This window comes from Pseudomonas syringae group sp. 247E2 (assembly GCF_032587795.1).
Taxonomy (GTDB): domain Bacteria; phylum Pseudomonadota; class Gammaproteobacteria; order Pseudomonadales; family Pseudomonadaceae; genus Aquipseudomonas; species Aquipseudomonas amygdali.
Genome location: NZ_JAWHPK010000011.1, coordinates 1 through 25841 on the forward strand (window position 1 = coordinate 1; position 25841 = coordinate 25841).

At 58.6% G+C, this 25841-nt stretch carries 23 protein-coding genes; 11 read left to right on the plus strand and 12 right to left on the minus strand.

Features of this window, described 5'->3' with window-relative positions:
- Window positions 1-30: 30 nt before the first annotated feature.
- From msrQ to RYC18_RS13080, 6 genes are all read right to left on the minus strand, one after another.
- Window positions 31-663, minus strand: a complete 633-nt coding sequence (gene msrQ / locus RYC18_RS13055; protein ID WP_316886215.1) for a protein-methionine-sulfoxide reductase heme-binding subunit MsrQ — start codon at window positions 661-663, stop codon at window positions 31-33.
- Window positions 663-1676 (minus strand): protein-methionine-sulfoxide reductase catalytic subunit MsrP, encoded by a 1014-nt coding sequence (gene msrP, locus RYC18_RS13060; RefSeq protein ID WP_004667380.1) that lies wholly within the window; start codon window positions 1674-1676, stop codon window positions 663-665. Before msrP ends, msrQ begins: the two co-directional genes overlap by 1 nt.
- A 69-nt stretch (window positions 1677-1745) precedes the next feature.
- Complete coding sequence (pssA, locus tag RYC18_RS13065) at window positions 1746-2591, minus strand: CDP-diacylglycerol--serine O-phosphatidyltransferase (protein WP_002552077.1); 846 nt, start codon at window positions 2589-2591, stop codon at window positions 1746-1748.
- Between the two features lie 144 nt (window positions 2592-2735).
- Window positions 2736-3752 carry a ketol-acid reductoisomerase gene (gene ilvC, locus RYC18_RS13070; RefSeq protein ID WP_002552076.1) on the minus strand — a complete coding sequence of 339 codons (1017 nt, stop codon included), beginning with the start codon at window positions 3750-3752 and terminating at the stop codon, window positions 2736-2738.
- A gap of 47 nt (window positions 3753-3799) precedes the next feature.
- Window positions 3800-4291, minus strand: a complete 492-nt coding sequence (ilvN, locus tag RYC18_RS13075; protein ID WP_002552075.1) for an acetolactate synthase small subunit — start codon at window positions 4289-4291, stop codon at window positions 3800-3802.
- Between the two features lie 2 nt (window positions 4292-4293).
- Window positions 4294-6018, minus strand: a complete 1725-nt coding sequence (locus RYC18_RS13080) for an acetolactate synthase 3 large subunit (RefSeq protein ID WP_002552074.1) — start codon at window positions 6016-6018, stop codon at window positions 4294-4296.
- 397 nt (window positions 6019-6415) lie between these two features.
- Between RYC18_RS13080 and RYC18_RS13085 the strand changes: the two genes are divergently transcribed.
- Window positions 6416-6832, plus strand: a complete 417-nt coding sequence (locus RYC18_RS13085; protein ID WP_005745528.1) for a DUF4124 domain-containing protein — start codon at window positions 6416-6418, stop codon at window positions 6830-6832.
- A 9-nt stretch (window positions 6833-6841) separates the two neighbouring features.
- Here the strand turns inward: RYC18_RS13085 and RYC18_RS13090 are convergent, their stop codons facing one another.
- The 3 genes from RYC18_RS13090 to mrcB are packed head-to-tail and all read right to left on the minus strand — an operon-like array spanning window position 6842 to window position 10250.
- Complete coding sequence (locus RYC18_RS13090) at window positions 6842-7171, minus strand: YqcC family protein (RefSeq protein WP_004658614.1); 330 nt, start codon at window positions 7169-7171, stop codon at window positions 6842-6844.
- Window positions 7171-7911 carry a tetratricopeptide repeat protein gene (locus RYC18_RS13095; RefSeq protein WP_004658615.1) on the minus strand — a complete coding sequence of 247 codons (741 nt, stop codon included), beginning with the start codon at window positions 7909-7911 and terminating at the stop codon, window positions 7171-7173. Before RYC18_RS13095 ends, RYC18_RS13090 begins: the two co-directional genes overlap by 1 nt.
- A 17-nt stretch (window positions 7912-7928) precedes the next feature.
- The gene (mrcB, locus tag RYC18_RS13100) at window positions 7929-10250 is read right to left on the minus strand and encodes a penicillin-binding protein 1B (RefSeq protein ID WP_002552070.1); all 2322 of its coding nucleotides are present in this window, start codon (window positions 10248-10250) and stop codon (window positions 7929-7931) included.
- A gap of 130 nt (window positions 10251-10380) precedes the next feature.
- Between mrcB and RYC18_RS13105 the strand changes: the two genes are divergently transcribed.
- Both RYC18_RS13105 and RYC18_RS13110 read left to right on the plus strand, forming a co-directional pair.
- On the plus strand, window positions 10381-11919 hold the full coding sequence (locus RYC18_RS13105) for a bifunctional aminoglycoside phosphotransferase/ATP-binding protein (protein ID WP_005745525.1): 1539 nt from the start codon (window positions 10381-10383) through the stop codon (window positions 11917-11919).
- A 101-nt stretch (window positions 11920-12020) separates the two neighbouring features.
- Complete coding sequence (locus tag RYC18_RS13110) at window positions 12021-12365, plus strand: pentapeptide repeat-containing protein (protein WP_002552068.1); 345 nt, start codon at window positions 12021-12023, stop codon at window positions 12363-12365.
- Between the two features lie 352 nt (window positions 12366-12717).
- Here the strand turns inward: RYC18_RS13110 and deoC are convergent, their stop codons facing one another.
- Window positions 12718-13497, minus strand: coding sequence for a deoxyribose-phosphate aldolase (gene deoC / locus RYC18_RS13115; protein ID WP_005745524.1), 780 nt, complete (start codon window positions 13495-13497; stop codon window positions 12718-12720).
- 214 nt (window positions 13498-13711) lie between these two features.
- Between deoC and RYC18_RS13120 the strand changes: the two genes are divergently transcribed.
- Window positions 13712-14050: a Rieske (2Fe-2S) protein gene (locus RYC18_RS13120; RefSeq protein ID WP_080164419.1), complete on the plus strand. Its 339-nt coding sequence runs from the start codon at window positions 13712-13714 to the stop codon at window positions 14048-14050.
- Between the two features lie 20 nt (window positions 14051-14070).
- Here the strand turns inward: RYC18_RS13120 and sfsA are convergent, their stop codons facing one another.
- Window positions 14071-14784, minus strand: coding sequence for a DNA/RNA nuclease SfsA (sfsA, locus tag RYC18_RS13125; RefSeq protein ID WP_005745522.1), 714 nt, complete (start codon window positions 14782-14784; stop codon window positions 14071-14073).
- Window positions 14784-15956, minus strand: coding sequence for a pyridoxal phosphate-dependent aminotransferase (locus tag RYC18_RS13130; protein ID WP_316886216.1), 1173 nt, complete (start codon window positions 15954-15956; stop codon window positions 14784-14786). The genes sfsA and RYC18_RS13130 overlap by 1 nt, the downstream gene beginning before the upstream one ends.
- Before the next feature lie 350 nt (window positions 15957-16306).
- Between RYC18_RS13130 and dksA the strand changes: the two genes are divergently transcribed.
- From dksA to folK, 7 genes are all read left to right on the plus strand, one after another.
- A complete protein-coding gene (dksA, locus tag RYC18_RS13135; RefSeq protein WP_002552063.1) occupies window positions 16307-16747 on the plus strand; it encodes an RNA polymerase-binding protein DksA in 441 nt (146 codons plus the stop codon).
- 768 nt (window positions 16748-17515) lie between these two features.
- Entirely contained in the window at window positions 17516-18403 is an 888-nt protein-coding gene (gluQRS, locus tag RYC18_RS13140) for a tRNA glutamyl-Q(34) synthetase GluQRS (protein ID WP_002552061.1), read from the plus strand.
- Window positions 18404-18501: 98 nt separating this feature from the next.
- Window positions 18502-18678, plus strand: a complete 177-nt coding sequence (locus RYC18_RS13145; RefSeq protein WP_002552060.1) for a hypothetical protein — start codon at window positions 18502-18504, stop codon at window positions 18676-18678.
- The gene (locus RYC18_RS13150) at window positions 18662-21616 is read left to right on the plus strand and encodes a sensor histidine kinase (protein ID WP_005732364.1); all 2955 of its coding nucleotides are present in this window, start codon (window positions 18662-18664) and stop codon (window positions 21614-21616) included. Before RYC18_RS13145 ends, RYC18_RS13150 begins: the two co-directional genes overlap by 17 nt.
- A gap of 22 nt (window positions 21617-21638) precedes the next feature.
- Window positions 21639-23072, plus strand: coding sequence for a sigma-54-dependent transcriptional regulator (locus RYC18_RS13155; RefSeq protein ID WP_004663726.1), 1434 nt, complete (start codon window positions 21639-21641; stop codon window positions 23070-23072).
- 700 nt (window positions 23073-23772) lie between these two features.
- Window positions 23773-25176, plus strand: a complete 1404-nt coding sequence (locus RYC18_RS13160) for a polynucleotide adenylyltransferase PcnB (protein ID WP_005745518.1) — start codon at window positions 23773-23775, stop codon at window positions 25174-25176.
- Window positions 25169-25675 carry a 2-amino-4-hydroxy-6-hydroxymethyldihydropteridine diphosphokinase gene (gene folK, locus RYC18_RS13165; RefSeq protein ID WP_057422506.1) on the plus strand — a complete coding sequence of 169 codons (507 nt, stop codon included), beginning with the start codon at window positions 25169-25171 and terminating at the stop codon, window positions 25673-25675. Before RYC18_RS13160 ends, folK begins: the two co-directional genes overlap by 8 nt.
- Window positions 25676-25841 lie beyond the last annotated feature (166 nt).

The window sequence follows — 25841 nt, forward strand, 5'->3', positions numbered from 1 at the left end:
GGGCGAATTATAGACAGATCGCAGAGGGCGTCAACCGTTATTTTGAACTTTCTTCGATCCTGTCCCGGCAGAACCTCCAAGACGCGGGATTCGCCTTGTAATCATTGGAATCCGCAACAGCAACAGGAACGCACCTATCCCCGCATACAGCGCCCATTCCTTAAGGTCAGCCCTGACAATCCAGAACATGTGCAGCAAGCCCAGCCCCAGAATCACATATATAAGCCGGTGTAGCTTCTTCCAGCGCGCGCCGAGTCGACGCTGACTATAGCGATTGGACGTCACAGCCAAAGCCAGCAGCCCGAGAAACGCCAACGCCCCCACGATGATATAGGGACGCTTGACCAGCTCCACGCCTAGCTGTCCTAAATCCAGCCCGAGAATGAACAGCGCATACATCGTCATGTGCAGCACCACATAAGCGAAACACCACAACCCCAATTGACGACGAGCGACGATCCACCCCGGCCAGCCAGTCAGACGCTGCAAAGGGGTCATGGACATTGTGATCAGCAACATCACCAGAGTCGCTAGCCCGAAATCTTCTACCAGAACCTTGCCCGGATCAGGCCCCAAGGCAAAGATCCATGCCTGATAGAGCCACCAGACCGGCGCAACGCACGCGGCGAGAAATACAGCCAGACGCCAGAACGGGTATCGCATCAATAGTCCTTCCGCAAATCCATACCGGCATACAAGGCACCCACCTCCTCCTCATAACCGTTGAACATTTTCGTGTCGCGCAGATTCGGACTGAACAGGCCGCTCGGCAAGCGACGCTCTCGGGCCTGAGTCCAACGAGGGTGATCCACCGTCGGGTTAACGTTGGCATAGAAGCCGTACTCATTTGCCGCAATGCTTTGCCATGTGGTCTTCGGCTGCTCACTGACCAGACTGATACGCACAATTGACTTCACACTCTTGAAGCCATACTTCCAAGGCACCACCAAACGCAGCGGCGCGCCGTTCTGATTAGGCAACTCACGCCCATACATGCCCACCGCAAGAATCGCCAATGGATTCATCGCCTCATCCAGCCGCAGCCCTTCTACATACGGCCAGTCGATGAGGGCAAAGTCAGAGCGTTGCCCAGGCATGGACTTTGGGTCTTCAAGCGTTTCGAAGCGAATGTATTTGGCCTTCGAGGTCGGCTCTACCTGCTTAAGCAGTGCAGAGATAGGAAAGCCCATCCAGGGAATGACCATCGACCAGGCTTCGACGCAGCGCAGCCTGTAGATCCGCTCCTCCAGCTGATAAGGCTTCATGAAGTCTTCCAGCGCATAGCGGCCCGGCTTGCCGACTTCGCCATCGATCACGACACTCCACGGCTCGGTCTGCAAGGAACCGGCATTCTTTGCCGGATCGCCCTTGTCGGTACCAAACTCGTAGAAGTTGTTGTAGTGGGTCGCGTCCTTGAACGGCGTGATCGCCTCATCCTTGACGTTGACCGCCTGCCATTTTGTAGAAGGCAGCTTGTCGGCAAACCAGCCCGGCGCTTTCCCGGGCTCTACATCCGCATAGCGCGAAGCGTCTGCAGCGCTTGCCCAGCGTGGCAGTGCCGTGACGGCCAGACCCGCAAGCGAGCCGCCGAGCAACGTACGTCGCGAGAGATAGATGGATTCAGGCGTGACGTCCGACTCTTTGGAGTCGGACGAAGAAGGAAGCTTGATTAGCATGATGACTCCGCAGGCCAGGGAACTGATGCACCAATAGACTACGGAGTATGGTGGAAATTAGATCATTGACTAGGCCTTGCGGCGACGCAATAGGTACTGAATCGGTCCAGACAGGGCATAGGCGAGGAATATCAGCAGCAGAATACGTGGCGGATCGCTGAATACCACGGCAAACACCAGCACCACGGCCAGAATCGCAACAAAAGGTACACGCCCTTTCAGGTCCAGCTCCTTGAAGCTGTTGTACTTGATGTTGCTGACCATCAGCATGCCTGCCGCCGCAACCAGCAAGGCCACCAGGAACGACAGCTTCGAACCCTGAATCCCGAAATCACTGAACGCCCAGACCGTGCCGGCCACAACACCTGCCGCAGCCGGGCTAGCCAAACCGATGAAGTAACGTTTGTCAGCCTTGCCGACCTGAGTGTTGAAGCGCGCCAGACGCAATGCCGCGCCCGCCACATAGATGAAGGCGACCATCCAGCCCACCTTGCCCATGTCACCCAATGCCCAACCGAATGCCAGCAGCGCGGGTGCCACACCAAAGGCGACCATGTCGGACAGGGAATCGTATTCGGCACCAAACGCGCTCTGGGTATTGGTCATGCGCGCAACGCGACCATCCAGCCCGTCGAGAACCATGGCGACGAAGATCGCAATGGCAGCGAACGCGAAATACTTGCTCGCGCCGGCGGTATCACCCGCACTCATCGCGCTTTGTGCGCTCATGGAACTGATGATGGAGTAAAAGCCAGCGAACAGGTTCGCAGTGGTAAACAGGTTGGGCAGCAGATAGATACCGCGATGCCGGACCTGCCGGCCTTCGGCGTCATGCCCTTCTTCCACATGTTCATCGATAGGTAGCAGACTTTCAGCGTCGGAGGCCTTGTTGGGCTCCTCGGGACGTTCGCTCATGGAGATTACCTTGCAGCGGTATGAAAAGGTTCGACAGAGGTCTGCCGCGAGGGTTCGGCGGCAAACGATGCAGCTTTATACCAGAGCCTGACCCATAACGAAAAAACGCGACCGATTGGCCGCGTTTTTTTGCGAAGCTAAAGCTTAGTTCTTGTCTTTGTCGACGATTTTGTTCGCAGCGATCCAAGGCATCATCGAGCGCAGTTTCTCGCCGATGATTTCGATGCCGTGGGCAGCGTTGTTACGACGCTTGGCGGTCATCGATGGGTAGCCGGTAGCGCCTTCGCTGATGAACATCTTCGCGTATTCACCATCCTGGATGCGCTTCAGAGCGTTGCGCATGGCCTGGCGGGATTCAGCGTTGATGACTTCAGGGCCGGTCACGTACTCGCCGTATTCGGCGTTGTTGGAGATCGAGTAGTTCATGTTGGCGATACCGCCTTCGTACATGAGATCAACGATCAGCTTCAGTTCGTGCAGGCACTCGAAGTAGGCCATTTCCGGCGCGTAGCCAGCTTCAACCAGCGTTTCGAAACCAGCTTTTACCAGCTCGACAGTACCGCCGCACAGAACAGCCTGCTCGCCGAACAGGTCGGTTTCAGTCTCGTCCTTGAAGGTGGTTTCGATGATGCCGGTACGGCCGCCGCCAACGCCCGAAGCGTAGGACAGGGCAACGTTCTTGGCGTTGCCGGAAGCATCCTGATAAACCGCGATCAGGTCAGGAATACCGCCGCCCTTGACGAACTCGGTACGTACGGTGTGGCCTGGAGCTTTTGGCGCGATCATGATCACGTCGAGGTCAGCGCGCGGTACAACCTGGTTGTAGTGAATCGCGAAGCCGTGGGAGAACGCCAGTGTTGCGCCCTTTTTCAGGTTCGGCTCGACTTCGTTCTTGTACAGCTGGGACTGAAACTCGTCCGGGGTCAGGATCATGACCAGGTCGGCAGCAGCAACGGCAGAAGCAACATCAGTCACTTTCAGGCCATGAGCCTCGGCCTTGGCGACAGTAGCCGAACCTTTACGCAGGCCAACAGTGACATCAACGCCGGAGTCTTTCAGGTTGCACGCTTGAGCGTGGCCTTGCGAACCGTAACCGATGATGGCGACTTTCTTGCCCTGGATGATCGAAAGGTCACAGTCTTTGTCGTAGAAAACTTTCATGGAAATCCCCTGTTATCTTGGCCGTTCAGGCCATTTGCTTAATTGATTTAAATGCTCAGCACTTTGTCGCCACGGGCAATGCCCGTTACGCCGCTGCGTACTGTTTCCAGGATAGCGGCGGTGCCGATGGCCTGAATGAAGCTGTCCAGTTTGTCGCTCGTGCCGCTCAGCTGCACGGTATAAACGCTGGCGGTCACGTCGACGATCTGCCCGCGGAAAATATCCGTGGTGCGCTTGATCTCGGCACGCTGCGCGCCAGTGGCCTTGACCTTGACCAACATCAGTTCGCGCTCGATGTGAGCGCTTTCCGACAGGTCGACCAGCTTGACCACTTCGATAAGTTTGTTGAGGTTCTTGGTGATCTGCTCGATCACCTCATCATGGCCTACGGTGGTGAGCGTCAGACGCGACAGGGTCGGGTCTTCGGTCGGCGCAACCGTCAGGCTTTCGATGTTGTAGTTGCGCTGGGAGAACAGACCGACGACGCGAGACAATGCACCCGGTTCGTTTTCCAGCAGCAGGGAAATGATATGGCGCATGATTATGTCCGCTCCGTCTTGCTCAACCACATATCGCGCATGGAGCCGTCCTTGATCTGCATCGGGTAGACGTGCTCGGTCACATCGACCTGAATATCCATGAACACCAGACGATCAGTCATGGCAAAAGCTTCTTCCATCTTCGGCTTCAAGTCCTTCAGGTCAGTGATACGCATGCCGACGTGGCCATAGGCTTCGACCAGCTTGACGAAATCAGGCAGCGATTCCATGTAGGAATGCGAGTGACGCGAGCCATAGCTCATGTCTTGCCACTGACGGACCATGCCCAGAACACCGTTATTGAGCAGGATGATCTTCACCGGCAAGCCGTATTGCAGGCAGGTCGACAGTTCCTGAATGTTCATCTGGATACTGCCTTCACCGGTCACACAGGCAACGTGCGCATCCGGAAAGCTCAGCTTTACGCCCATCGCAGCCGGGAAGCCAAAGCCCATCGTGCCCAGACCGCCCGAGTTGATCCAGCGGTTCGGCTTGTTGAAACGGTAGTACTGCGCAGCGAACATCTGATGCTGGCCAACGTCCGAGGTGACGTAAGCGTCGCCCTTGGTGACTTCGCACAGCGTTTCGATAACGGCTTGCGGCTTGATGACGGTGCCATCGCCACGGTTGTACGGGAACAGATCACCCGCACCGCGCCACTCGTCAATCTGCTTCCACCACGCGGCAACGGATGCCTTGTCAGGTGTCTCGCCGATCTCTTTCAAAGTGGCGACCATTTCGGTAAGCACGCTTTCGACAGGACCGACGATAGGCACGTCGGCCTTGATGGTCTTGGAGATCGAAGCCGGGTCGATGTCGATGTGGATGATTTTTGCGTTCGGACAGAACTTGCTCGCGCCATTGATGACACGGTCATCAAAGCGCGCGCCGACTGCCAGGATCACATCGGTGTGGTGCATCGCGAGGTTGGCGGTGTAGCTGCCGTGCATCCCGAGCATGCCGACGAACTGACGATCCGTGCCCGGATAGCAGCCAAGCCCCATCAGGGTATTGGTGACCGGAGCATTGAGCAGTTGCGCCAGTTCGGTCAGTTGCGCCGAAGCATTGCCCATGATCACGCCGCCACCGGCGTAGACGATAGGACGCTTGGCCGCCAGCAGCATCTCGACGGCTTTGCGGATCTGGCCGGAATGGCCACGGACCGCTGGGCTGTAGGAGCGCAGCTTGGCTTTTTTCGGAAAGACGTATTCGAATTTCTCGGCCGGGTTGGTCATGTCTTTCGGAATGTCGACCACTACAGGGCCCGGACGACCGGACTGCGCCAGGTAGAAAGCCTTTTTCAGGACTTCCGGGATTTCCGACGGGTGCTTGATCATGAAGCTGTGCTTCACGATTGGCCGGGAGATACCGATCATGTCGGTCTCCTGGAAGGCATCGGTACCCACCAGCGTACTCGCTACCTGACCAGACAGAACCACCATCGGAATGGAGTCCATGTACGCCGTGGCGATACCGGTAATGGCATTGGTTGCACCTGGACCGGACGTCACCAGCACCACGCCCGCCTTGCCGGTAGCCCGCGCATAGCCGTCGGCCATGTGCGTGGCAGCCTGCTCGTGGCGAACAAGGATATGGCTTACCGCCGGTTCTTTGAACAGGGCATCGTAGACATGCAGGAGAGCACCACCCGGGTACCCATAGATATGCTCAACGCCTTCGTCACGCAAAAAGCGGACGACCATTTCAGCGCCAGATAAAAGCTCCACGTTGTTCACCTCTAAAACGCCAGAATACCGCCCACTCCGGGACGGGTCTTAATAGGTTTACTGCCAGCAGAGCATGAGCGACGGTGGTCGCCGACTACGTCAGCACTGACTGAGCAAGTATTGGGAGGTCCCTGAGTGTTGCGGAACATTCCCACCCAGCGCGAGGTAACGCGTTGCGGGTGTTACAGGTCGGCGCGGGTGTGCGCCTCATGATCTACTGAGAGGGTCTGCTTCTGGCAGTCCTTCTACAGCGAACTTTGGATTGTTGTGATTCCCCCCCTTCAAGTCAAGTGATCCGTGCGCTTTCTTGACAGAGGACCGGCGAAATCGCACCGTTTCGGACTGAAATGCACCGTTATGGTAGTTTTCTGTGTGCACAGACTCTCAAGGACACGACATGCATTGGATGATTCTCGCCGCCGCACTGGCCCTCAGCACAACCAGCCAGGCCGCCTCAATCTATAAGTGGGTCGACGCTCAGGGCGTGACGCATTTTGATGCTCAACCCCCCACCGGCCAGCAGGTGCAGGAAATTAATGTGCAGACGCCGCCGCCTGCCTCTGCGCCCAGCACTCCTGCGGACGACGGAGCTGCACAGCAACGCGCTATTGACCAGAAAGTCAAAAGTCAGGTGAAGGCTCAGGAAGCGAAACGCGCGGAGAATTGCGAAACCCTGCGCACCAATCTCGCGCAGTTGCAGAACAATCCGCGAGTGCGCGAGCAGGTCGGAGGAGAGTCGAGGCGTCTCACGGATGAAAACCGCAAGACGCGTATCGAAGAAACCGAGAAAGCCATCAGCGAATTCTGTCGCTAGAGGATTGGCTCAGCGAGCGGCCGTAATCAACTGATCGAACCGTGCCAGATGCTGCTGCAGCAGCCGGGTTTCACTCAGGCGCCCGGCATAGACCATCTCGGCCATCTCCAGAATGCCGGACGCATTGGGCAGCGGCAGGTCACGCTCGAGGATGACTTTCATGCGCGGCAGGAAGATCCATTGCAGCCACTGCGCGAACTCGAGCGTATCGACGCTGAACGGTTCCTGACTGGCAAGCGCCTGCTCGCTGGGCGGCGTCGCATCCCACCAGCCCAGCGCGCGCAACTCGCGCTCTATCAACAACAACTGCTCGGCCACCTCAGGCAAACGCACGTCCATCAGCGAGCCTTTTGGCGAGCCAGCGCAGCACCGGCCGCGTCACCCTGCTTTTCGCGAGACTGGGCGATCAGACCCCAAAGGCTGGCCTGAAGGCTGGTACGCCCGTTGGCGTAGGTCAGACCGCGACGAGCCAGTTGCTCGGCCTGGGCTGCATCGCCCTGAGCCAGACGCACCTGAGCCAGACGATAAAGCACCTGAGGCTCCCGCGGGGCAACACGCTGCGCGCGCTCCAGGCTTGAGGATGCGCCGTTGAGGTCGCCACTGCTCTGCTGTTGCTGTGCCGTGGTCAGCAACGCCAGTACCGGCCCGTCAAGCTGCTCGTCCTCTGACAGACCGCCGCCACTGGACGGAATGCCGGTCGGTGCAGAGGCAGCCGGCATGCTGTAACTGTTGTTCGCCGGAGCCGGGCTGATCGGGGCCTGATTGACCGGAGCGGCGTCGACAGGCGGCGTGTTGACACTGAACGGCGCCTGACTGGTCGGCGCAGAGAAGCTCTGCCCTGCATCGGCACCACCCGCGCCAGGCACCATCACCACGACGCCCGAATCCTGCGGCACGGCTTGCGGCTGCTGGACTGGAGCGGTGTTGGTTCGGTAAGTGCCGTTACGCGACGCTGCCGCGCGCTCGCCGTTGGACACCTTGGAGCTCGAATCCACGACCGGAATCGAGCCGCGTTCCACACTGGCGCAGCCGTTCAGCAAGGCCAGTGCCGTTAAAGCTGGAATCCACCATTTATTCACTTCAAAACCTCGATTGCCTAGTTCAACCAACCCTTGACCCAGTCCATCACCTCAGTGGCAGGTGCCGGAGCGCCGCCGCATGTCGCGCCGGGCTGGGGCTCACTGCCGCGAATATACGGCATCTGCACTGCATTCGGGCAGCTCGAATCAGAACCCTGGCCTGTCTGCGCATCGACCCACGCCTGAACGACGTTATCCGGCATCGCCATGTCCAGCGGCAGCGGATTGGCCTTGCGCATAAAGCTGGTCCAGACCTGCAGGGCACCAGTGGCACCGGTAAACGGAGTCTTGCCGTTATCATCACGGCCCATCCACACCACAGCCAGCAGATCCTGACTGAAACCGGCGAACCAGCTGTCGCGCGAGTCATTACTGGTGCCGGTCTTGCCCGCCAGATTCAGCGAGCTCGGCAACACGTTGTAAACAGATTTGCCCGTCCCTTCGCGCATGACCCGCTGCATCGCATTCTGTACCAGGTAAATGGCACCCGGATCGAAACGCTGCTCGATCTTGAACGGATAACGCTTGAGCGGTTCACCTTCGGCGGTCAGCACACTGCGAATACCACGCATCGGCGTATTGAACCCGCCGCTGGCGATGGTCTGGTACATGGTGGCGACTTCCATCGGACTCAAGCCGCCCGCACCCAGCAGCATCGACGGATAAGCAGGCCACTCACGCGTTACACCCAGTTTGGCCAGTGTCTTGAAGACAGTTGGAATACCCAGCTCAAGGCCCAGCTTGGCAGTCGACAGGTTGTAGGAATGCGCCAGCCCTTGATACAGAAAGATGTTGCCATGCGACTTGTGATCGTAGTTCTGCGGTTTCCAGATCTGGCCATCAGCGCCCTTGACCTGAAACAGTTCGTCGGCAATCCAGCTGGTCAGCGTGTACTGGCTCGGACGTTCCAGTGCGGTCAGGTAAATAGCCGGCTTGACCAGCGAGCCTATCGGACGCACTGCATCGATCGCCCGGTTGAAACCCGAGAACCCGGCCTCGCGACCGCCAATCAGCGCCTGCACTTCACCGGTCTCCGGGTTGGTGACGACCATACCCGCCTCTACTTCATCAACACCCTTGCGCCCGGCGAGCTTTTTGAACGTGTCGTCCATAGCGGCCTGGGACTTCATCTGCAGGATCGGATCAAAGCTGGTAAAGATCCGCAGCCCTTCTTCGGTCAAGTCTTCATCGCGATAGTCTTCGCGTAACTGGCGCTTGACCAGATCCAGAAAAGCCGGGAACGAGCTGTCGGCGAGCGTGCCGGTCTTGGTCACACCCAGTGGCAATTTCTTCGCGGCGGCCACCACTTCGGGGGTTGCCACACCTTGCTGCTCAAACAGGTCGAGCACCAGATTACGACGCTCCAGAGCACGCTCGGGGTTGCGGCGCGGGTTGTAGAAGGACGGCCCCTTGACCAGCCCGACCAGCATCGCCACCTGATGAATCTTCAGTTCGGAAAGCGGCTGGCTGAAGAAATACTGACTGGCCAGACCAAAACCGTGCACTGCACGTTGACCGTCCTGACCGACAAACACTTCATTGAGGTAAGCCTCAAGGATTTCCTGCTTGCTGTAATGGATCTCCAGCAAGACCGCCATCATGGCCTCGGTGAGCTTGCGGGTCAGGCTGCGCTCGTTGGTCAGGTAGAAGTTCTTGACCAACTGCTGGGTCAGCGTACTGCCGCCCTGGCGCATCTGCCCTTGCGAAGTATTCACCCAGATAGCCCGGGCAATGGACTTGGGCGACACGCCGAAGTGGTGATAGAAATCGCGGTCCTCGACCGCCACCAGCCCGTCGAGCAGATACGGCGGTGCCTGATCAAGCTTGATCAGGATCCGGTCTTCGAGGTTCTTCGGGTAAAGCCCGCCGATCAGCAAGGGCTCCAGCCGCGCCACGGCAAGCTTGGCACCATTGCCCGACGACAGGTCGGCGACGTAATCACCGGAAAAGCGCACGCGCACCTGCTGCGCCGCATCAGTGCCTTCGTAGAACTGGAAACCCCGCGTGTTGAGGTCGACGGTATTGCCATTCACCGCCGCAGCGCCAGGACCATTCGCGACGCTTTCGCGGCGATAACCCAAGGCGTCGAGTTCGATGAGAAAATCATCGCGGCTCAGCTTCTGTCCGACGAACAGCTCCAGCGGTCGTGCATAGACCTTGGCCGGAATGGTCCAGCGCTTGCCGGAGAACTTCTCCTGAACGATTGCATCGAGGTAAATGGCCAGGCCGCCCAGCAGAACCAGGCCGACAATACCGAGCTTCAACGCCCAGCCCAGCCACTTGTTCAGGCTGCGAGGAGGTTGCTTTTTAGGAGAACGAGAGGTGCGGGATCGAGTCATGGGCGCGGATTATACGCACTTTAGCAAGGATCGACAGACGCCCGAGTCAGCGGTTTGCAGCCTCGCGCCAAGCGGCCATAATGGCGGCATCGCGTACTTACATTTTGAACACATTCCTGAAGGATCGCCCGTGAGCAAGTCTTTGATCGCTGCCCTGCAGAACCCTGCTCTTTTCCCACATCCGGTGGAGAATTTCCAGCTCATCGAAACGCACATTTCGTGGGTTCTGCTGACTGGCCCGTATGCCTACAAATTCAAGAAGCCGATGAACTTCGGTTTTCTGGATTTTACTACGCTGGCTCTGCGTAAGCATTTCTGCGAAGAAGAGCTGCGCCTCAATCAGCGCCTGACCGACGACCTCTACATCGAAGTGCTGCCGATCACCGGCACAGTCGACGCGCCGCAATTGGGCGGCGACGGCGAAGTCATCGAATACGCCTTGAAGATGAAGCAGTTTTCACAGGACGGCCTGCTCAGCACCCTGCAGGCCAACGGCGAGGTGACCACTGCGCATATCGACGAACTGGCGCGCCAGATCGCAGGCTTCCACCTCAGCTCGCCGCAGGTCGGAACCGAAAGCGAACTGGGCTCGCCAGACAGCGTGATGGCCCCCGTGGTACAGAATTTTGAGCAGATTCGTCCACTGATCAGCGAAAAATCCGACCTGGCACAGCTCGATGCCCTGCAGGCGTGGGCAGAGTCTAGCTTTGCGCGGCTCAAGCCACTGCTGGCTCAGCGCAAGGCCGACGGATTCATCCGCGAATGCCACGGCGACATCCATCTGGGCAACGCGACAGTGATTGACGGCAAGGTCGTGCTGTTTGACTGCATCGAGTTCAACGAACCGTTCCGCAAGACCGACGTGTACGCCGACATCGGCTTCCTGGCAATGGACCTTGAGGACCGCGGCCTGAAATCCCTTTCCCGGCGCCTGATCAGCCAGTACCTGGAAGTCACCGGCGACTACGCAGGCCTGGAACTGCTGAATTTCTACAAGGCTTATCGGGCGATGGTTCGTGCCAAAGTGGCGCTGTTCAGCCAGCCATCCGATGCCGACGGTGTGCAGCGCGCAGCGACGCTTCGTCAATACCGCAACTACGCCAATCTGGCCGAAAGCTACAGCGCCATTCCCTCACCGTTCCTGACAATTACCCACGGTGTATCAGCCGTCGGCAAAAGCCATGTCGCAATGCGCCTGGTGGAATCGCTGGGCGCCATTCGCCTGCGTTCGGACATAGAGCGCAAGCGCCTATTTGCCGGGCGAGATGAAGAGATGTATGGCGCGCAAGCCAACGATGCAACCTATGCACACCTGCACGAACTTGCCGGTATAACCCTTCGCGCAGGCTTCTCGGTAGTGATCGATGCCACCTACCTCAAGCATGGGCAGCGTGATGCAGCGGCAAAAGTCGCCGAAAACACCGGCGTGCCGTTTATGATCCTCGATTGCGAAGCACCACAGGCAGTGATCGCTGGCTGGCTTGCCCAGCGTCAGGCACAGAACAATGATCCTTCCGACGCCACCCTGGAGGTCATCGAGGCCCAGCAGGCCAACCGCGAACCGCTGAGCGCAGAGGAAACGCTGCGCAGCAAGAAGGTTGCCACCCACATCAGCAGTGAGCTGGACAGCCTCATCGACAACCTGCGCCAGCGCCTGCCGGGGCTGTAAAACCGGTACATGGCCGTTGAGCGGGTAACGCTTCACGGCCTCGCAATGATGGCGATATAATGGCGTCATAATTCCAACGCAACCACATGTCCGAGGCCATCATGAGCCAGCCCAAACAGATCGACTCACCGCTTTATATGCTGCTGCGCAAAGATGATGTCGAAGGTTTCAACCAGGAAAAACCGCGGACCGGCACAATTGACATGGCCGGGGGCGACTTTCGAGGGCTGGACCTGCGGGCACTGGACACCGCCGGTATCGACTTCACCGACGCCTACTTCCGGTCTGCCGACCTTCGCGGCCTGGACCTGCGGCACACGCCGATGGAAGGTGCGAGTATCGCTCACGCACAGATTTCAGGCGTGTTCTTCCCCGCCGAGCTCTCGGCTGACGAGATTCTGATGTCGGTAAATTTCGGTACACGCCTGCGCTATCGCACCCGCTAAAACCGTAAAACCTTCGCAGCCTGCATGCGCAATGCATGTCAGGCTGGCGCTGCGTCGCTTCATTTCCGAAACTCCCCCTCTAAATATCGCGGCCATGCGCAGCCAGCCGTTATGCCGTGCAAGGCATTTTTGGCCTATGGATAGCTGTCAGGTGATGAGCATGGACAGGTTCAAAAGAACTGTTGACTTAGAAATGAGAATCGTTATGATTATCACATCCGGTCGAGAGACTGGACGGTAACTGAAAGACCTTGGTTCGGACTTTCAGATTATCTCCTCATCAGGCTAATCACGGTTTTTGACCCGGCTCTTTGCCGGGTCTTTTTTTGTCCTTCAAAAAGCTGCCCACCGCTCAAAAACCGTTGCCATACGACTCATACAGGCCAAGTCTGGCCAGCAAATCGTCCAGTAAGCTTGAGCCGCCCAACCGCACGCGCCCGGCGTTCATCCATTGCCGACCAAAACGGGCACGCGCCAGCGTCATGTAAAAACGTGCCTCGTCGAACGTCCGGATCCCTCCCGCAACCTTCAACCCCACCTGCCCGCCGAAGTCCGCGATAGACTCGAGCATCACCCGCGCAGCCTGCGGTGTAACGTGGGTGGCTGATTTGCCTGTGCTGGTCTTGATAAAGTCGGCACCCGAAACAATCGCATCGCGGCAAGCATTGAGGATCATTTGGGAATCGCGCAGATCGCCGGTTTCAAGTGTCGCGGTGAGTTTGACCCGCCCTGCACACAATGAGCTGCACGCCGATATCATCTCAAGGCCGGGCTGCCTGTCCCCACCGAGCAGTGCGCGAAAGGGGTACACGACATCTATTTCGTCCGCGCCGGACAGCAGCGCAGCGCGAACTTGCGAGGTCACTGACTGAATGTTGCTGCTGCCGTGAGGGAAATTGACTATGGCGACAACCTTGATGTCATGCGCCAGCATACGGTCCAGGGTGGTGCGCGCCAGACACACGAAACGCGGCTGCACGCAGACCGCGGCAACCTGCCCCACAGGCGTCCATGCGCGCTGACAAATGCCGACGATGCGCTGCTCCGTATCGTCGGCATTGAGGGCAAACAGCTCAAGCAGCCTTATGACCTGACGCGCCAGCCGCTCATCATCTGCTGTCATCTCTTTCATGGCGTATTCGCTCTGCAAAACATGGGCAGAACGATATACGGGCTTGAAGGCCAGAAGGCGCTAGGACCATGCTCAGAGAAAAAAGCCACAGGAAGACAGGAAAAAACTGACGCAGCCTGTAACAAGCCCCGCGTACGACAACGCGACAATCCAAAGAAGCTGTCAGACTACCCAGGTCAGGCGTCTACACAAAAAACAGGCCTGTGGAGGCTTCTTGAAATTCCTTTGCACCTCAAGTCACTTGCACGAAGCCCAAAGCAGGGGTTTCGAGCTAGGCGGACACGCATTGCTGGCAGTACGTCGTCAGGGTGAAGTGTTCATCTACAAAAACCGCTGCCCGCATCGCGGTATCGCCCTGGAATGGCAGCCGGATCAATTCCTCGACAGCAGCGCCAGCCTGATCCGGTGCGCAATGCATGGGGCGTTGTTTCTGATCGAGAATGGCGAATGCGTTGCCGGCCCCTGCGAAGGCCAATCATTGACGGCGATCCAGAGCCGTGAAGATGCTGAGGGGATCTGGGTGTCGCTGCCCATGGAGGATGACGAGGACTGACTCGCCACGCCCAGAACGCTTCAATCCAGCCAGTGCACCTGCAGTCGTCGGTCAATAACAATTTCGTCTGACGTCAGGTGCACACCGTAGGCAAGAATTTGCACACCAGCGTCAATGGCTTCGCGCAACGCAGCCGCGTAAGCCGGATCGATCTCCTTTGCGGGTCGCACGGCGTCGATACCGGTGAGGTTGACGCAATACAACAACACGGCCCGCACGCCCTCGCGCGCCAGCGTGGCCAGTTCACGCAAGTGCCGCGCACCACGCTGGGTAACCGCGTCGGGAAACGCAGCGACACTGGAATCATCGAAACCCAACGTGACACTTTTCACTTCCAGATACAGATAGCCATCAGGGTATTCAAGGCGAAAGTCCACACGACTCTTTTCCTGCCCGTAGGCCACCTCGCGCTTGAGCGTCGTAAACCCCTCGAGTTCGCTGATAACCCCGGCGCGCAAGGCCTCTTCAACCAGCGTATTGGCTCGCCCGGTGTTGATACAGGCCAGCCTGCCCTGCGGCGTCTCGCTGATTTCCCAAGTGCCCGGCAGCTTGCGCTTCGGGTCACTTGAACGGCTGAACCACACACGCCCACCGGGCATCATGCAGTTGAGCATCGAACCGGTGTTGGGGCAGTGAATGGTCAACAGCTCGCCGCTGTCGGTTTCGATATCAGCCAGAAAGCGTTTGTAACGGATCAGCAGGCGTCCCTGTTCAAGCTGCGGAGCAAAGCGCATCAGGCACCCCAGCTACGCAAACCGCGAGCAATTCGCTCGACTGCCTGCTGAAGGCGCGGCAGGCTCTGTGTATAGGCAAAGCGCACATGATGCCCAGCCTGATGGCGACCAAAGTCCAGGCCTGGCGTAAAAGCGACATGCTCGGTTTCCAGAAAATGCCGGCAGAACACGAAGGCATCGCCGCCAAACGCCGAGATGTCGGCGTACAAATAGAATGCCCCTTCCGGCTCGACGGCAATACCGAAACCCAGTTCGCGCAGCGCAGGCAACAGGAAGTCCCGGCGACGGCCGAACTCGGCGCGCCGCTGCTCGAATATTTCAAGTGTCTGAGGCTCAAAGCAGGCAAGCGCGGCATGTTGCGCCATGCTTGGTGCGCTGATGTAGAGGTTCTGCGCCAGTTTTTCCAGATCGACCACGGCGTCTTGCGGTGCAACCAGCCAACCGAGGCGCCAGCCCGTCATGCCGAAATACTTTGAAAAACTATTAAGAACAAACGCTTCGTCATCCACCTCCAGCACACTGCTGGCCTCCACGCCGTAGGTCAGGCCGTGGTAAATCTCATCCACCACCAGGTGGCCGTTACGAGCTTTCAGCGCTTGTGACAAGGCTGCCAGTTCGTCGCGATTCAGCAGCGTGCCGGTAGGATTGGCAGGCGATGCCACCAGTGCGCCGACACTGTTCTGGTTCCAGTGAGCCGCCACCAGTTCGGGATTCAGTTGATAGCGTTCTTGCGGACCGACCGGCACCAGTTGCGCCTCGCCCTCGATCAAACGCAGGAAGTGTCGATTGCAAGGGTAGCCAGGGTCGGCCAGCAACCAATGCTTGCCCGGATCGACCAACAGGCTGCTGGCAAGCAACAACGCGCCCGAACCGCCCGGCGTGACCAGAATGCGCTGGGGATCAATATCAACGCCGTAGCGTCGGGCATAGAATCCGGAAATGGCTTCGCGCAGTTGCGGAAGACCACGAGCGGCGGTGTAGCGAGTCTTGCCGTCTGCCAGCGCCGCCTGGCCAGCCTTGATGATGGGCTGCGCAGTCGTAAAATCGGGCTCGCCGATTTCAAGGTGAATAACGTCATGACCCGCTGCCTGCAGTTCATTGGCACGCGCCAGCAACGCCATGACATGAAAAGGTTCGATGGCGCGACTACGTGCACTGTAAGGCTGGGGCATGGATATTCCTTTATGGGTGCGGGTATTAAAAACATGATTGTCATGACGACGCGGCATGATTCTACCGAACCGACCGCACTACGGTGCTTTAACGGGCTGAAAAACCCAGTCGTCGAATGCTGAATAAAAGAAAGCTACGACGGTACGCATCGACTAGAGTTCATTTAAGTGAAGGGCAGATGTGAAATAGCCATCTCTATACGCGGACGGCGTCGTCATGCTCGACAACCGGGAGTAGCGCACTCCGATTTGATCTGGTAAGTTCGCCCGCTTGCAGCTGCAGGGCCGACGGGTGTCGGTGATGGAACAATCCTGCGCAATAGATTAGAAGAGTGAGAGGCGGTCCAGACATGCCCACCCCAGAAAAGCAACACAGCCATCTAATCGGCGGCTTTGCACCCTACCCGGAAACAAAGGGTGAGGAGTACATGAGCGAGCCCATGCGCGCGCACTTCACCAAGATCCTGAACAAGTGGAAGCAGGACTTGATGCAAGAGGTCGACCGAACGGTAGACCACATGAAGGACGAAGCAGCCAACTTTCCCGACCCGGCCGACCGTGCCAGTCAGGAAGAAGAGTTCAGCCTCGAACTTCGTGCCCGTGACCGCGAACGCAAGCTGATCAAGAAGATCGACAAGACGCTGCAACTGATCAAGGACGAAGAATACGGCTGGTGTGAATCGTGCGGCGTAGAGATCGGCATTCGCCGTCTTGAAGCGCGCCCGACTGCCGACCAGTGCGTCGATTGCAAGACACTTGCTGAAATCAAGGAAAAACAGGTCGGTAAGTGACCTGGGGCCGCCTTTGACTGAAAAAGACGCTTCGGCGTCTTTTTTTGTGCCTGTTGGAATCACGCCCCTCGTGCCAATACGCGCGTTGACTATCGTGCCGACGCTTCACTTCGGTTCGTCGTTCTGGATTTGCGTCCGATCTTGAATGTGCGATGCGGCACAAATCTGTGACGCGGAGCGTCGCCCAAGGCATTCCTACGCTGGAGCGTGAGGAACGATAATCTCAACTATCGTGCGACGCTCCGTGTCGCATGCCGTTCTGGACGCTCTGCGTCACATGGCAGTTCTGTGATGTCAGGTGGGTTGGATTCTGCTCAAGTCCCCTTTTCGCCCCTCGGCGACCTACTTTGATGGGGCCAAAGTAGGCAAATCCCCTCGCTCCTGTTTCCGGCCCGACTTCGTCGTGTTCCTTCGCCCTGTCACTGATCCGGGGGTCGCCGCAACGGGCCATCCATGGCCCGGTGCGGCTAGCCTGGCGTCCTGCCAGGCTACCCCCGGATCAGCGCCAGGACTCAGCCGTCACTAACGTCGCAATTTGCGTCGCCAGTGCTATCGCGACCGAAAAGCTTTGCGTTGGCAGCGGCTGCGTGTAGGGCGTGACAGTATTAACTATCGTGCGACGCTTCGCGTCGCATGCCATTCTGGACGCTCTGCGTCCGGTCTTGGACGAGCAACGCGGCGCAGAGTGAACATCGTCACTAGAGTCCGCGTGAAGACCAACCGCGTTTCGCTTGCCCACTCAAGCTAGCCACCCGTAACATCCCGCCCATGAAAAAACCGGCCTATATCGGGCGCTTTGCGCCGACTCCCAGTGGTTATCTGCATTTTGGCTCGCTGGTCGCAGCGCTGGCGTCCTATCTGGACGCTCGCGCAGTCGGCGGCCAGTGGCTGTTACGCATGGAAGACCTGGACCCGCCGCGCGAGGTGGCCGGCGCGCAAGCCGCGATTCTTGAAACCCTTGAGCGCTACGGCTTTGAATGGGATGGCGAGATGGCTCGGCAGAGCGAGCGCCATGATGCATACGCCGAAATACTCCAGCGCTGGTTCAATCATGGCCTGGCCTATGCCTGCACCTGCTCACGCAAACAGCTCGAGCCGTTTGAAGGCGTGTATCCCGGTTTTTGCCGCAATGCGGGACATGCGCCCGAGAATGCCGCAATCCGCATCCGGGTCCCGGAGCTTGAATATCGCTTCGAAGACCGTGTGCAGGGCACATTCAAAATGCACCTGGGACGCGAAAGCGGTGACTTCGTGATCCGCAGGCGCGACGGCCTGTATGCCTATCAGCTCGCCGTGATAATCGATGACGCCTGGCAAGGCGTGACCGATATCGTGCGCGGTGCCGACCTGCTGGACTCGACGCCCCGCCAGTTGTACTTGCAGGAACTGCTGGGCTTGCCCCAGCCACGCTACCTGCATGTGCCGCTGATCACCCAGCCGGATGGCCACAAGCTCGGCAAATCCTATCGCTCGCCACCGTTGCCGGCCGAACAGGCCACCCCTCTGCTGATTCGGGCGTTGCGGGCACTGGGGCAACCACTCGATACGCACATGACCGATGGCACCGCGCAGGAAGTGCTTGCCTGGGGAATCCGCCACTGGAACGCCGACCTGATCCCCAGACTACGCAATATTGAAGAAGCCCGGATAGACTGATCCAGAGCGGTCGCCGCAAACTGCGACGCAAGTATGCTTGCAGGTTATCCGGCATCCGTTAACATGCCGCTCCTCATCTACCAGCACAGGGAGACCAGATGTACATATACCGGTTGGTTTTGCTTCTGGTGGTAGGCATCTATCTGTTCTCTCCGGCCATCATGGACTGGTGGATCGATGCGACCGGTGCCTGGTATCGCCCCTACATGCTGTGGCTGATCCTGATCGTGGTGACTTTCATTCTGCAGAGCCAGCGAGATGCCGATGAGCTTTAGTCTGACGCAGATGCTGATGGTCAGCGCCGCCTACCTGCTGGTGCTGTTCGGTGTAGCCTGGGTCAGCGAGCATGGCCTTATTCCACGCTGGATCATCCGTCATCCGTTGACCTACACCCTGTCACTGGGCGTGTACGCCAGCGCCTGGGCGTTTTATGGCACGGTCGGCCTGGCCTATCAGTATGGCTACGGTTTTCTGTCCAGCTACCTGGGGGTTTCCGGTGCATTCCTGCTTGCGCCAGTGCTGCTCTACCCGATCCTCAGAATCACCCGCACCTATCAGCTTTCATCGCTGGCCGATTTGTTTGCCTTCCGCTTTCGCAGCACCTGGGCTGGTGCGCTGACCACCGTATTCATGCTGATCGGCGTACTGCCGTTGCTGGCCTTGCAGATTCAGGCAGTGGCCGACTCCATCGGCATTCTGACCCGCGAACCGGTGCAGGATCGGGTGGCCGTAGCGTTTTGCGCGCTGATCACCCTGTTCACTATTTTCTTTGGCTCACGGCACATCGCAACCCGTGAGAAGCACGAAGGGCTGGTATTCGCCATCGCCTTCGAATCGCTGATCAAGCTGATCGCACTGGGCGGTGTCGGGCTGTACGCCTTGTATGGCGTGTTCGACGGCCCGCAACAGCTGGAACTGTGGCTGTTGCAGAACCAGACCGCCCTCGCCTCGCTGCACACGCCGTTGCAGGAAGGCCCCTGGCGCACCCTGCTGCTGGTGTTCTTCGCCTCGGCGATTGTCATGCCGCACATGTATCACATGACCTTCACTGAAAACCTCAACCCGCGCTCGCTGGTCAGCGCCAGTTGGGGGCTGCCACTGTTTCTGCTGTTGATCAGCCTCGCTGTTCCACTGATCCTCTGGGCCGGGCTCAAACTCGGGGCCACGACCAGCCCGGAATACTTCACCCTCGGGATCGGTATCGCGGCCAACAGCAAGTCGTTGGCCCTGCTCGCCTATATCGGTGGACTGTCGGCGGCCAGCGGGCTGATCATCGTGACTACGCTGGCGCTGTCCGGCATGGCCCTCAACCATCTGGTGCTGCCGCTTTATCAGCCGCCAGCCGAGGGCAACATCTACCGCTGGCTGAAGTGGACGCGACGCGGGCTGATCGTGGCGATCATTGCCTTGGGTTACGGCTTCTATCTGCTGCTCGGTGCCCAGCAGGATCTGGCCAATCTCGGCATCGTCGCTTTCGTTGCGACGCTGCAATTCCTGCCGGGCGTACTGTCGGTGCTTTACTGGCCGACCGCCAACCGGCGAGGCTTCATCGCAGGCCTGCTGGCCGGCATTGCGGTCTGGGCAGTCAGCATGCTGCTGCCGCTGATCGGCAACCTGCAGGGCTTTTATATCCCCTGGCTGAACATGATCTACGTGCTGGACGACACCAGCTGGCACATGGCAGCTATCGCGTCTCTCGCGGCCAACGTGTTGTTGTTCACCCTGATATCCCTGTTCACCAATGCCAGCCCTGAAGAAGTCGGTGCAGCCGAGGCCTGCGCGGTCGATAACGTGCGCCGACCGCAACGCCGTGAACTGCATGCCGTGTCGCCCCAGGAATTCGCCACCCAACTGGCCAAGCCGCTGGGCGCGAAAGCCGCACAGAAGGAAGTCGAACAGGCGCTGCGCGATCTGTACCTGCCATTCGACGAGCGCCGTCCTTATGCCCTGCGCCGCCTGCGCGACAGGATCGAGGCCAACCTGTCCGGGTTGATGGGGCCAAGTGTCGCCCAGGACATGGTGGAAACCTTCCTGCCGTACAAATCGGGCAGCGAAAAATATGTCACCGAAGACATACATTTTATTGAAAGCCGTCTTGAGGACTACCACTCGCGCCTGACCGGCCTTGCTGCCGAACTCGACGCCCTGCGCCGCTACCACCGCCAGACCCTGCAGGAACTGCCGATGGGTGTGTGCTCGCTGGCCGAAGATCAGGAGATACTGATGTGGAACAGGGCGATGGAAGAGCTGACCGGCATCGTCGCCCAGCGCGTGGTCGGTTCGCGACTGGAAACCATTGCCGAACCCTGGAAAAGCCTGCTTACCGGCTTTGCCAGCCTGCCCGATGAGCACCTGCACAAGCAGAAACTCGGTCTGGACGGCCAGACCCGCTGGCTAAACCTGCACAAGGCGGCCATCAACGAGCCTCTCGCCCCTGGCAACAGTGGCCTGGTGGTGCTGGTCGAGGACCTGACCGACACGCAGATGCTTGAAGACAAGCTGGTGCACTCAGAGCGGCTGGCCAGCATTGGTCGACTGGCAGCAGGCGTGGCGCACGAAATCGGCAACCCGATCACCGGCATTGCCTGTCTCGCGCAAAACCTGCGTGAAGAGCGTGAAGAAGACGGCGAACTGAAAGAAATCAGCAGTCAGATACTTGAACAGACCAAACGTGTGTCGCGCATTGTCCAGTCATTGATGAGCTTTGCCCACGCGGGGGCTCATCAGCACAGCGACGAGGCCGTTTGTCTGGCTGTGGTGGCTCAGGATGCTATTGGTCTGCTGGCGCTGAACCGGCGCAATTTCGAAGTACACTTCTATAACCTGTGCAACCCCGAACATTGGGCTGTCGGCGACCCGCAGCGCTTGGCACAAGTGCTGATCAACCTGCTCTCCAATGCCCGCGATGCGTCCCCGGCAGGCAGTGCGGTCAGGGTCAGAAGCGAAGTATCCGAGCACACGGTGGACCTGATCGTCGAAGACGAAGGCAGTGGGATTTCAAAGGCAATCATGGACCGATTGTTCGAGCCGTTCTTCACTACCAAGGAGCCTGGCGAAGGAACCGGACTTGGCCTCGCGCTGGTCTATTCCATCGTTGAAGAGCATTATGGACAAATCACTATCGACAGCCCGGCCGATCCCGAGCAGCAGCGTGGAACCCGTATTCGGGTGACCTTGCCACGTCATGTCGACGCGACGTCCACCGTGAACTGAGACCGTCGAGAGAACTGAATCAATGCCGCATATTTTGATCGTCGAAGACGAAACGATTATCCGCTCAGCCCTGCGTCGCCTGCTTGAACGCAATCAGTATGAAGTCAGTGAGGCCGGCTCCGTTCAGGAAGCTCAGGAGCGCTTCAGCATTCCGTCTTTTGATCTGATCGTCAGCGACCTGCGCCTGCCAGGCGCGCCGGGTACCGAACTGATCAAGCTCGGCGAAGGCAAACCGGTGCTGATCATGACCAGTTACGCCAGCCTGCGCTCAGCGGTCGATTCGATGAAGATGGGGGCTGTGGATTACATCGCCAAACCCTTCGATCACGATGAAATGCTGCAGGCAGTCTCGCGAATCCTGCGTGATCGCCAGACGGTCAAGGGGCTTCAGGACGAGCGTAACGCCCTTGCCAAGGCTAACGGCGCTGAAAAAGGCCCGGCACAGAATAATAATGGCGAGATAGGCATTATCGGTTCTTGCCCGCCCATGCTGGATCTCTACAGCAAGATCCGCAAAGTGGCACCGACCGATTCCAATGTTCTGGTTCAGGGCGAGTCGGGCACCGGTAAAGAACTGGTCGCCCGCGCCCTGCACAACCTGTCACGCCGTGCCAAGGCGCCGATGATTTCGGTCAACTGTGCGGCCATCCCTGAATCGCTGATCGAGTCTGAATTGTTCGGTCACGAGAAAGGCGCATTCACCGGTGCCAGTGCAGGTCGTGCTGGTCTGGTTGAAGCTGCTGACGGGGGCACGCTGTTTCTCGATGAAATCGGCGAGCTGCCTCTGGAAGCCCAGGCACGCCTACTGCGCGTTTTGCAGGAAGGCGAGATTCGTCGTGTCGGCTCGGTGCAATCGCAAAAGGTTGATGTACGCCTGATCGCCGCAACCCACCGCGACCTCAAGACACTGGCCAAAAATGGCGAGTTTCGTGAAGACCTGTTCTACCGCCTGCACGTCATCGCCCTGAAACTCCCCGCTCTGCGCGAGCGTGGCAGCGATATTCTGGAAATCGCCCGTGCGTTTCTGGTACGCCAGAGCGCCAAGGTCGGTCGCGACGACCTGAAGTTTTCCCCCGACGCCGAACAAGCCATTCGCCATTACAGTTGGCCAGGCAACGTACGCGAACTGGAAAATGCGGTGGAGCGCTCGGTGATCCTGTGCGAAAACCCGGAAATCACCGCAGACCTGCTGGGCATCGACATCGAGCTCGACGGTCTGGATGACGACGAGTACATGGGCATGGCACCGCTGCCGGGGTCTTCCAGCTCGACGGGCAATGAGCCGGCCGAAGACCTGTCGCTTGAGGACTATTTCCAACACTTCGTTCTGGAGCATCAGGACCACATGACTGAAACCGAGCTGGCGCGCAAACTGGGCGTCAGTCGCAAGTGTCTGTGGGAACGTCGTCAGCGTCTGGGCATTCCGCGTCGCAAGGGCGTCGCCAACGAGACGTAAAAAGCGGCAAAAGGCTCTGGCACGCGGTGCGCAGAGCGGGTAGAAACTGTTACCGCAAACACTTCACGTAACAAAAGCCGGGTCTTACGGTAACGCAGGCCCGGCTTTTTTATGCCCGCAACAACCGCCTTTCGCCCGCAAACGCCCGGTTTACGGGGCTTCGCAAAAGTTGGCACAGCTTCTGCTATATGCTTAGTACAAGAAAAACAACAAGCAGTACGACACCCATAATAAAAACAACACGAATCGACTCACGCATAACAAGAACAACACGGCGGAGGCGCAGCTAACTGATTCTTTTGGAGAGGAGTTGTATTTGGGGCTTGCCCCGCAACCAGGCCGAGAACAACAAAAACTACCCTTAGGTAGAGCCTGAACTGGTTGGATCGAATGATCATTGCAACGCAGCGACCAAAGCAATCCGTTTGCTCTTGACTCCCGATTGGGAGGTTTCACAGACGAAGGTCTCGTGAATGGGCACTCAACAAAAACAAGAAGCCCATACAGAAAACAATAATAAAGAGCACACACTTTGGGGGAGCTTCGGCTCCCCCAGTAGCTTCCCCAGCGTTAATACGCGCCATCGTTTGCCCTTCCGCGACAGCTTCCTACACCATCCCCCGACTAAATGCTAGAATCCCCGCCCATCATGCGGTCATTCCACGTTTTTGGCCGAATATTCCTTCAAACAGTGCATCCCATGCTGAAGAAGTTGTTCCAGTCATTTCGTTCCCCACTGCGCAAACCGCAGCAACATACGCGTACCACGCCTGAAGTGCTCAATAGCAGCCAGCATTCGCTGCAACGCAGCCAGTTCAGCCGTTATGCCGTTAATATCGTCGAACGCCTGCAGAACGCTGGCTACCAGGCCTATCTGGTCGGTGGCTGTGTACGCGACATGATGCTCAATATCACGCCCAAGGATTTCGACGTCGCCACCAGCGCCACGCCGGAACAAGTGCGTGCCGAATTCCGTAATGCGCGAATCATTGGCCGCCGGTTCAAGCTGGTGCATATCCATTTCGGTCGTGAAATCATCGAAGTGGCGACCTTCCGCGCCAATCATCCCCAGGATGACGAAGAAGAGGACAGCAACCAGTCCTCGCGCAATGAAAGCGGGCGCATTCTGCGTGACAACGTGTACGGCACGCTTGAAGAGGACGCCCAGCGTCGCGACTTCACGATCAACGCGCTGTATTACGATCCGGTCAGCGAGCGTGTTCTGGATTACGCCAATGGCGTACACGACATTCGTAACCGTCTGATCCGCCTGATCGGCGACCCCGAGCAACGCTACAAGGAAGACCCGGTGCGCATGCTGCGTGCGGTGCGCTTTGCTGCCAAGCTGGACTTCGGCATCGAAAAGCACAGCGCCCAACCGATTCGCTCGCTGGCACCGATGCTGCGCGATATTCCGTCGGCACGCCTGTTCGAAGAAGTGCTCAAACTGTTCCTCTCCGGGCATGCTGCTCCCACCTTTGAAATGCTGGTGGACCTTGAACTGTTCGAACCGCTGTTCCCGGCCAGTTCCAAGGCGCTGGAATACAACCCGACCTACACCCATACACTGATCAGCAATGCCCTGATCAACACCGACCTGCGCATCAAGCAGAACAAACCGGTCACGCCGGCATTCCTGTTTGCCGCGCTGCTCTGGCCTGCCCTGCCGGCCAAGGTACTGCGCGCCCAGGAGCGCGGCATGCCGCCGATTGCAGCCATGCAGGAGGCCGCTCACGAACTGATTATCGAGCAATGCCAGCGCATCGCGATTCCAAAGCGCTTCACGCTGCCGATCCGCGAGATCTGGGATATGCAGGAGCGCCTGCCGCGCCGTTCGGGCAAACGTGCAGACCTGTTGCTGGACAACTCAAGGTTCCGTGCGGGTTACGATTTCCTCCTGTTGCGTGAAGCTGCGGGCGAGCAGACCGATGGTCTGGGCCAGTGGTGGACCGATTATCAGGACTGCAACGACAGCGAACGCCGCGACATGATTCGTGACCTGAGTAACAAGCCCGAAGCGGCGGGCGCAGCGCCACGCAAGCGTCGTCGTAACAGCGGTGCCAAACGCAAGCGCACCACCGGCGAGGCGCAAAGCGGTGAATGAACCGCTGTTGACCACTGAACGCGTTTACATCGGCCTGGGCAGCAATCTTGCTGACCCGGCCGAGCAACTGCGCAGTGCCCTCAAGGCAATGGCGCAACTACCCGATTGTGAACTGACCGGCGTGTCTTCGTTCTATGTCAGCGACTCGTTGCTGCCCGGCCAGCCGCGCTTTACCAACGCCGTCGCAGCACTCGACACTACCCTGACGCCACTGACCCTGCTTGACGCGCTACAGGCCATCGAGCTGGATCAGGGCCGCGAACGCCATGAACGCTGGGGGCCTCGCACGCTGGACCTCGACATTCTGCTGTTCGGCAATCGCCTGATCGATGAACCGCGCCTCAAGGTGCCGCATTACCACATGCAGGCGCGGGCATTCGTGCTGTACCCGCTGGCAGAGCTGGCCCCAGGCCTGACGCTGGCCGACGGACGCGAACTCGATCGTCTACTCGAAGACTGCCCGTTTACGGGCCTTGAACGCCTGCCCGCCGAGGCATAAAGCCTGTCTGTCACCGCACATGTGTAACCGGTCCGACGCACAGGTAACACCTTCAATTGACTTCACGCCCCCTCCTCACGAAGATAGGCCTCCCGCCGCCGCACCACAGGCGAACGGGCGCGAAACAGGCCTTTGCAAAACACCGCGACACGACGGTGTGCCTGCT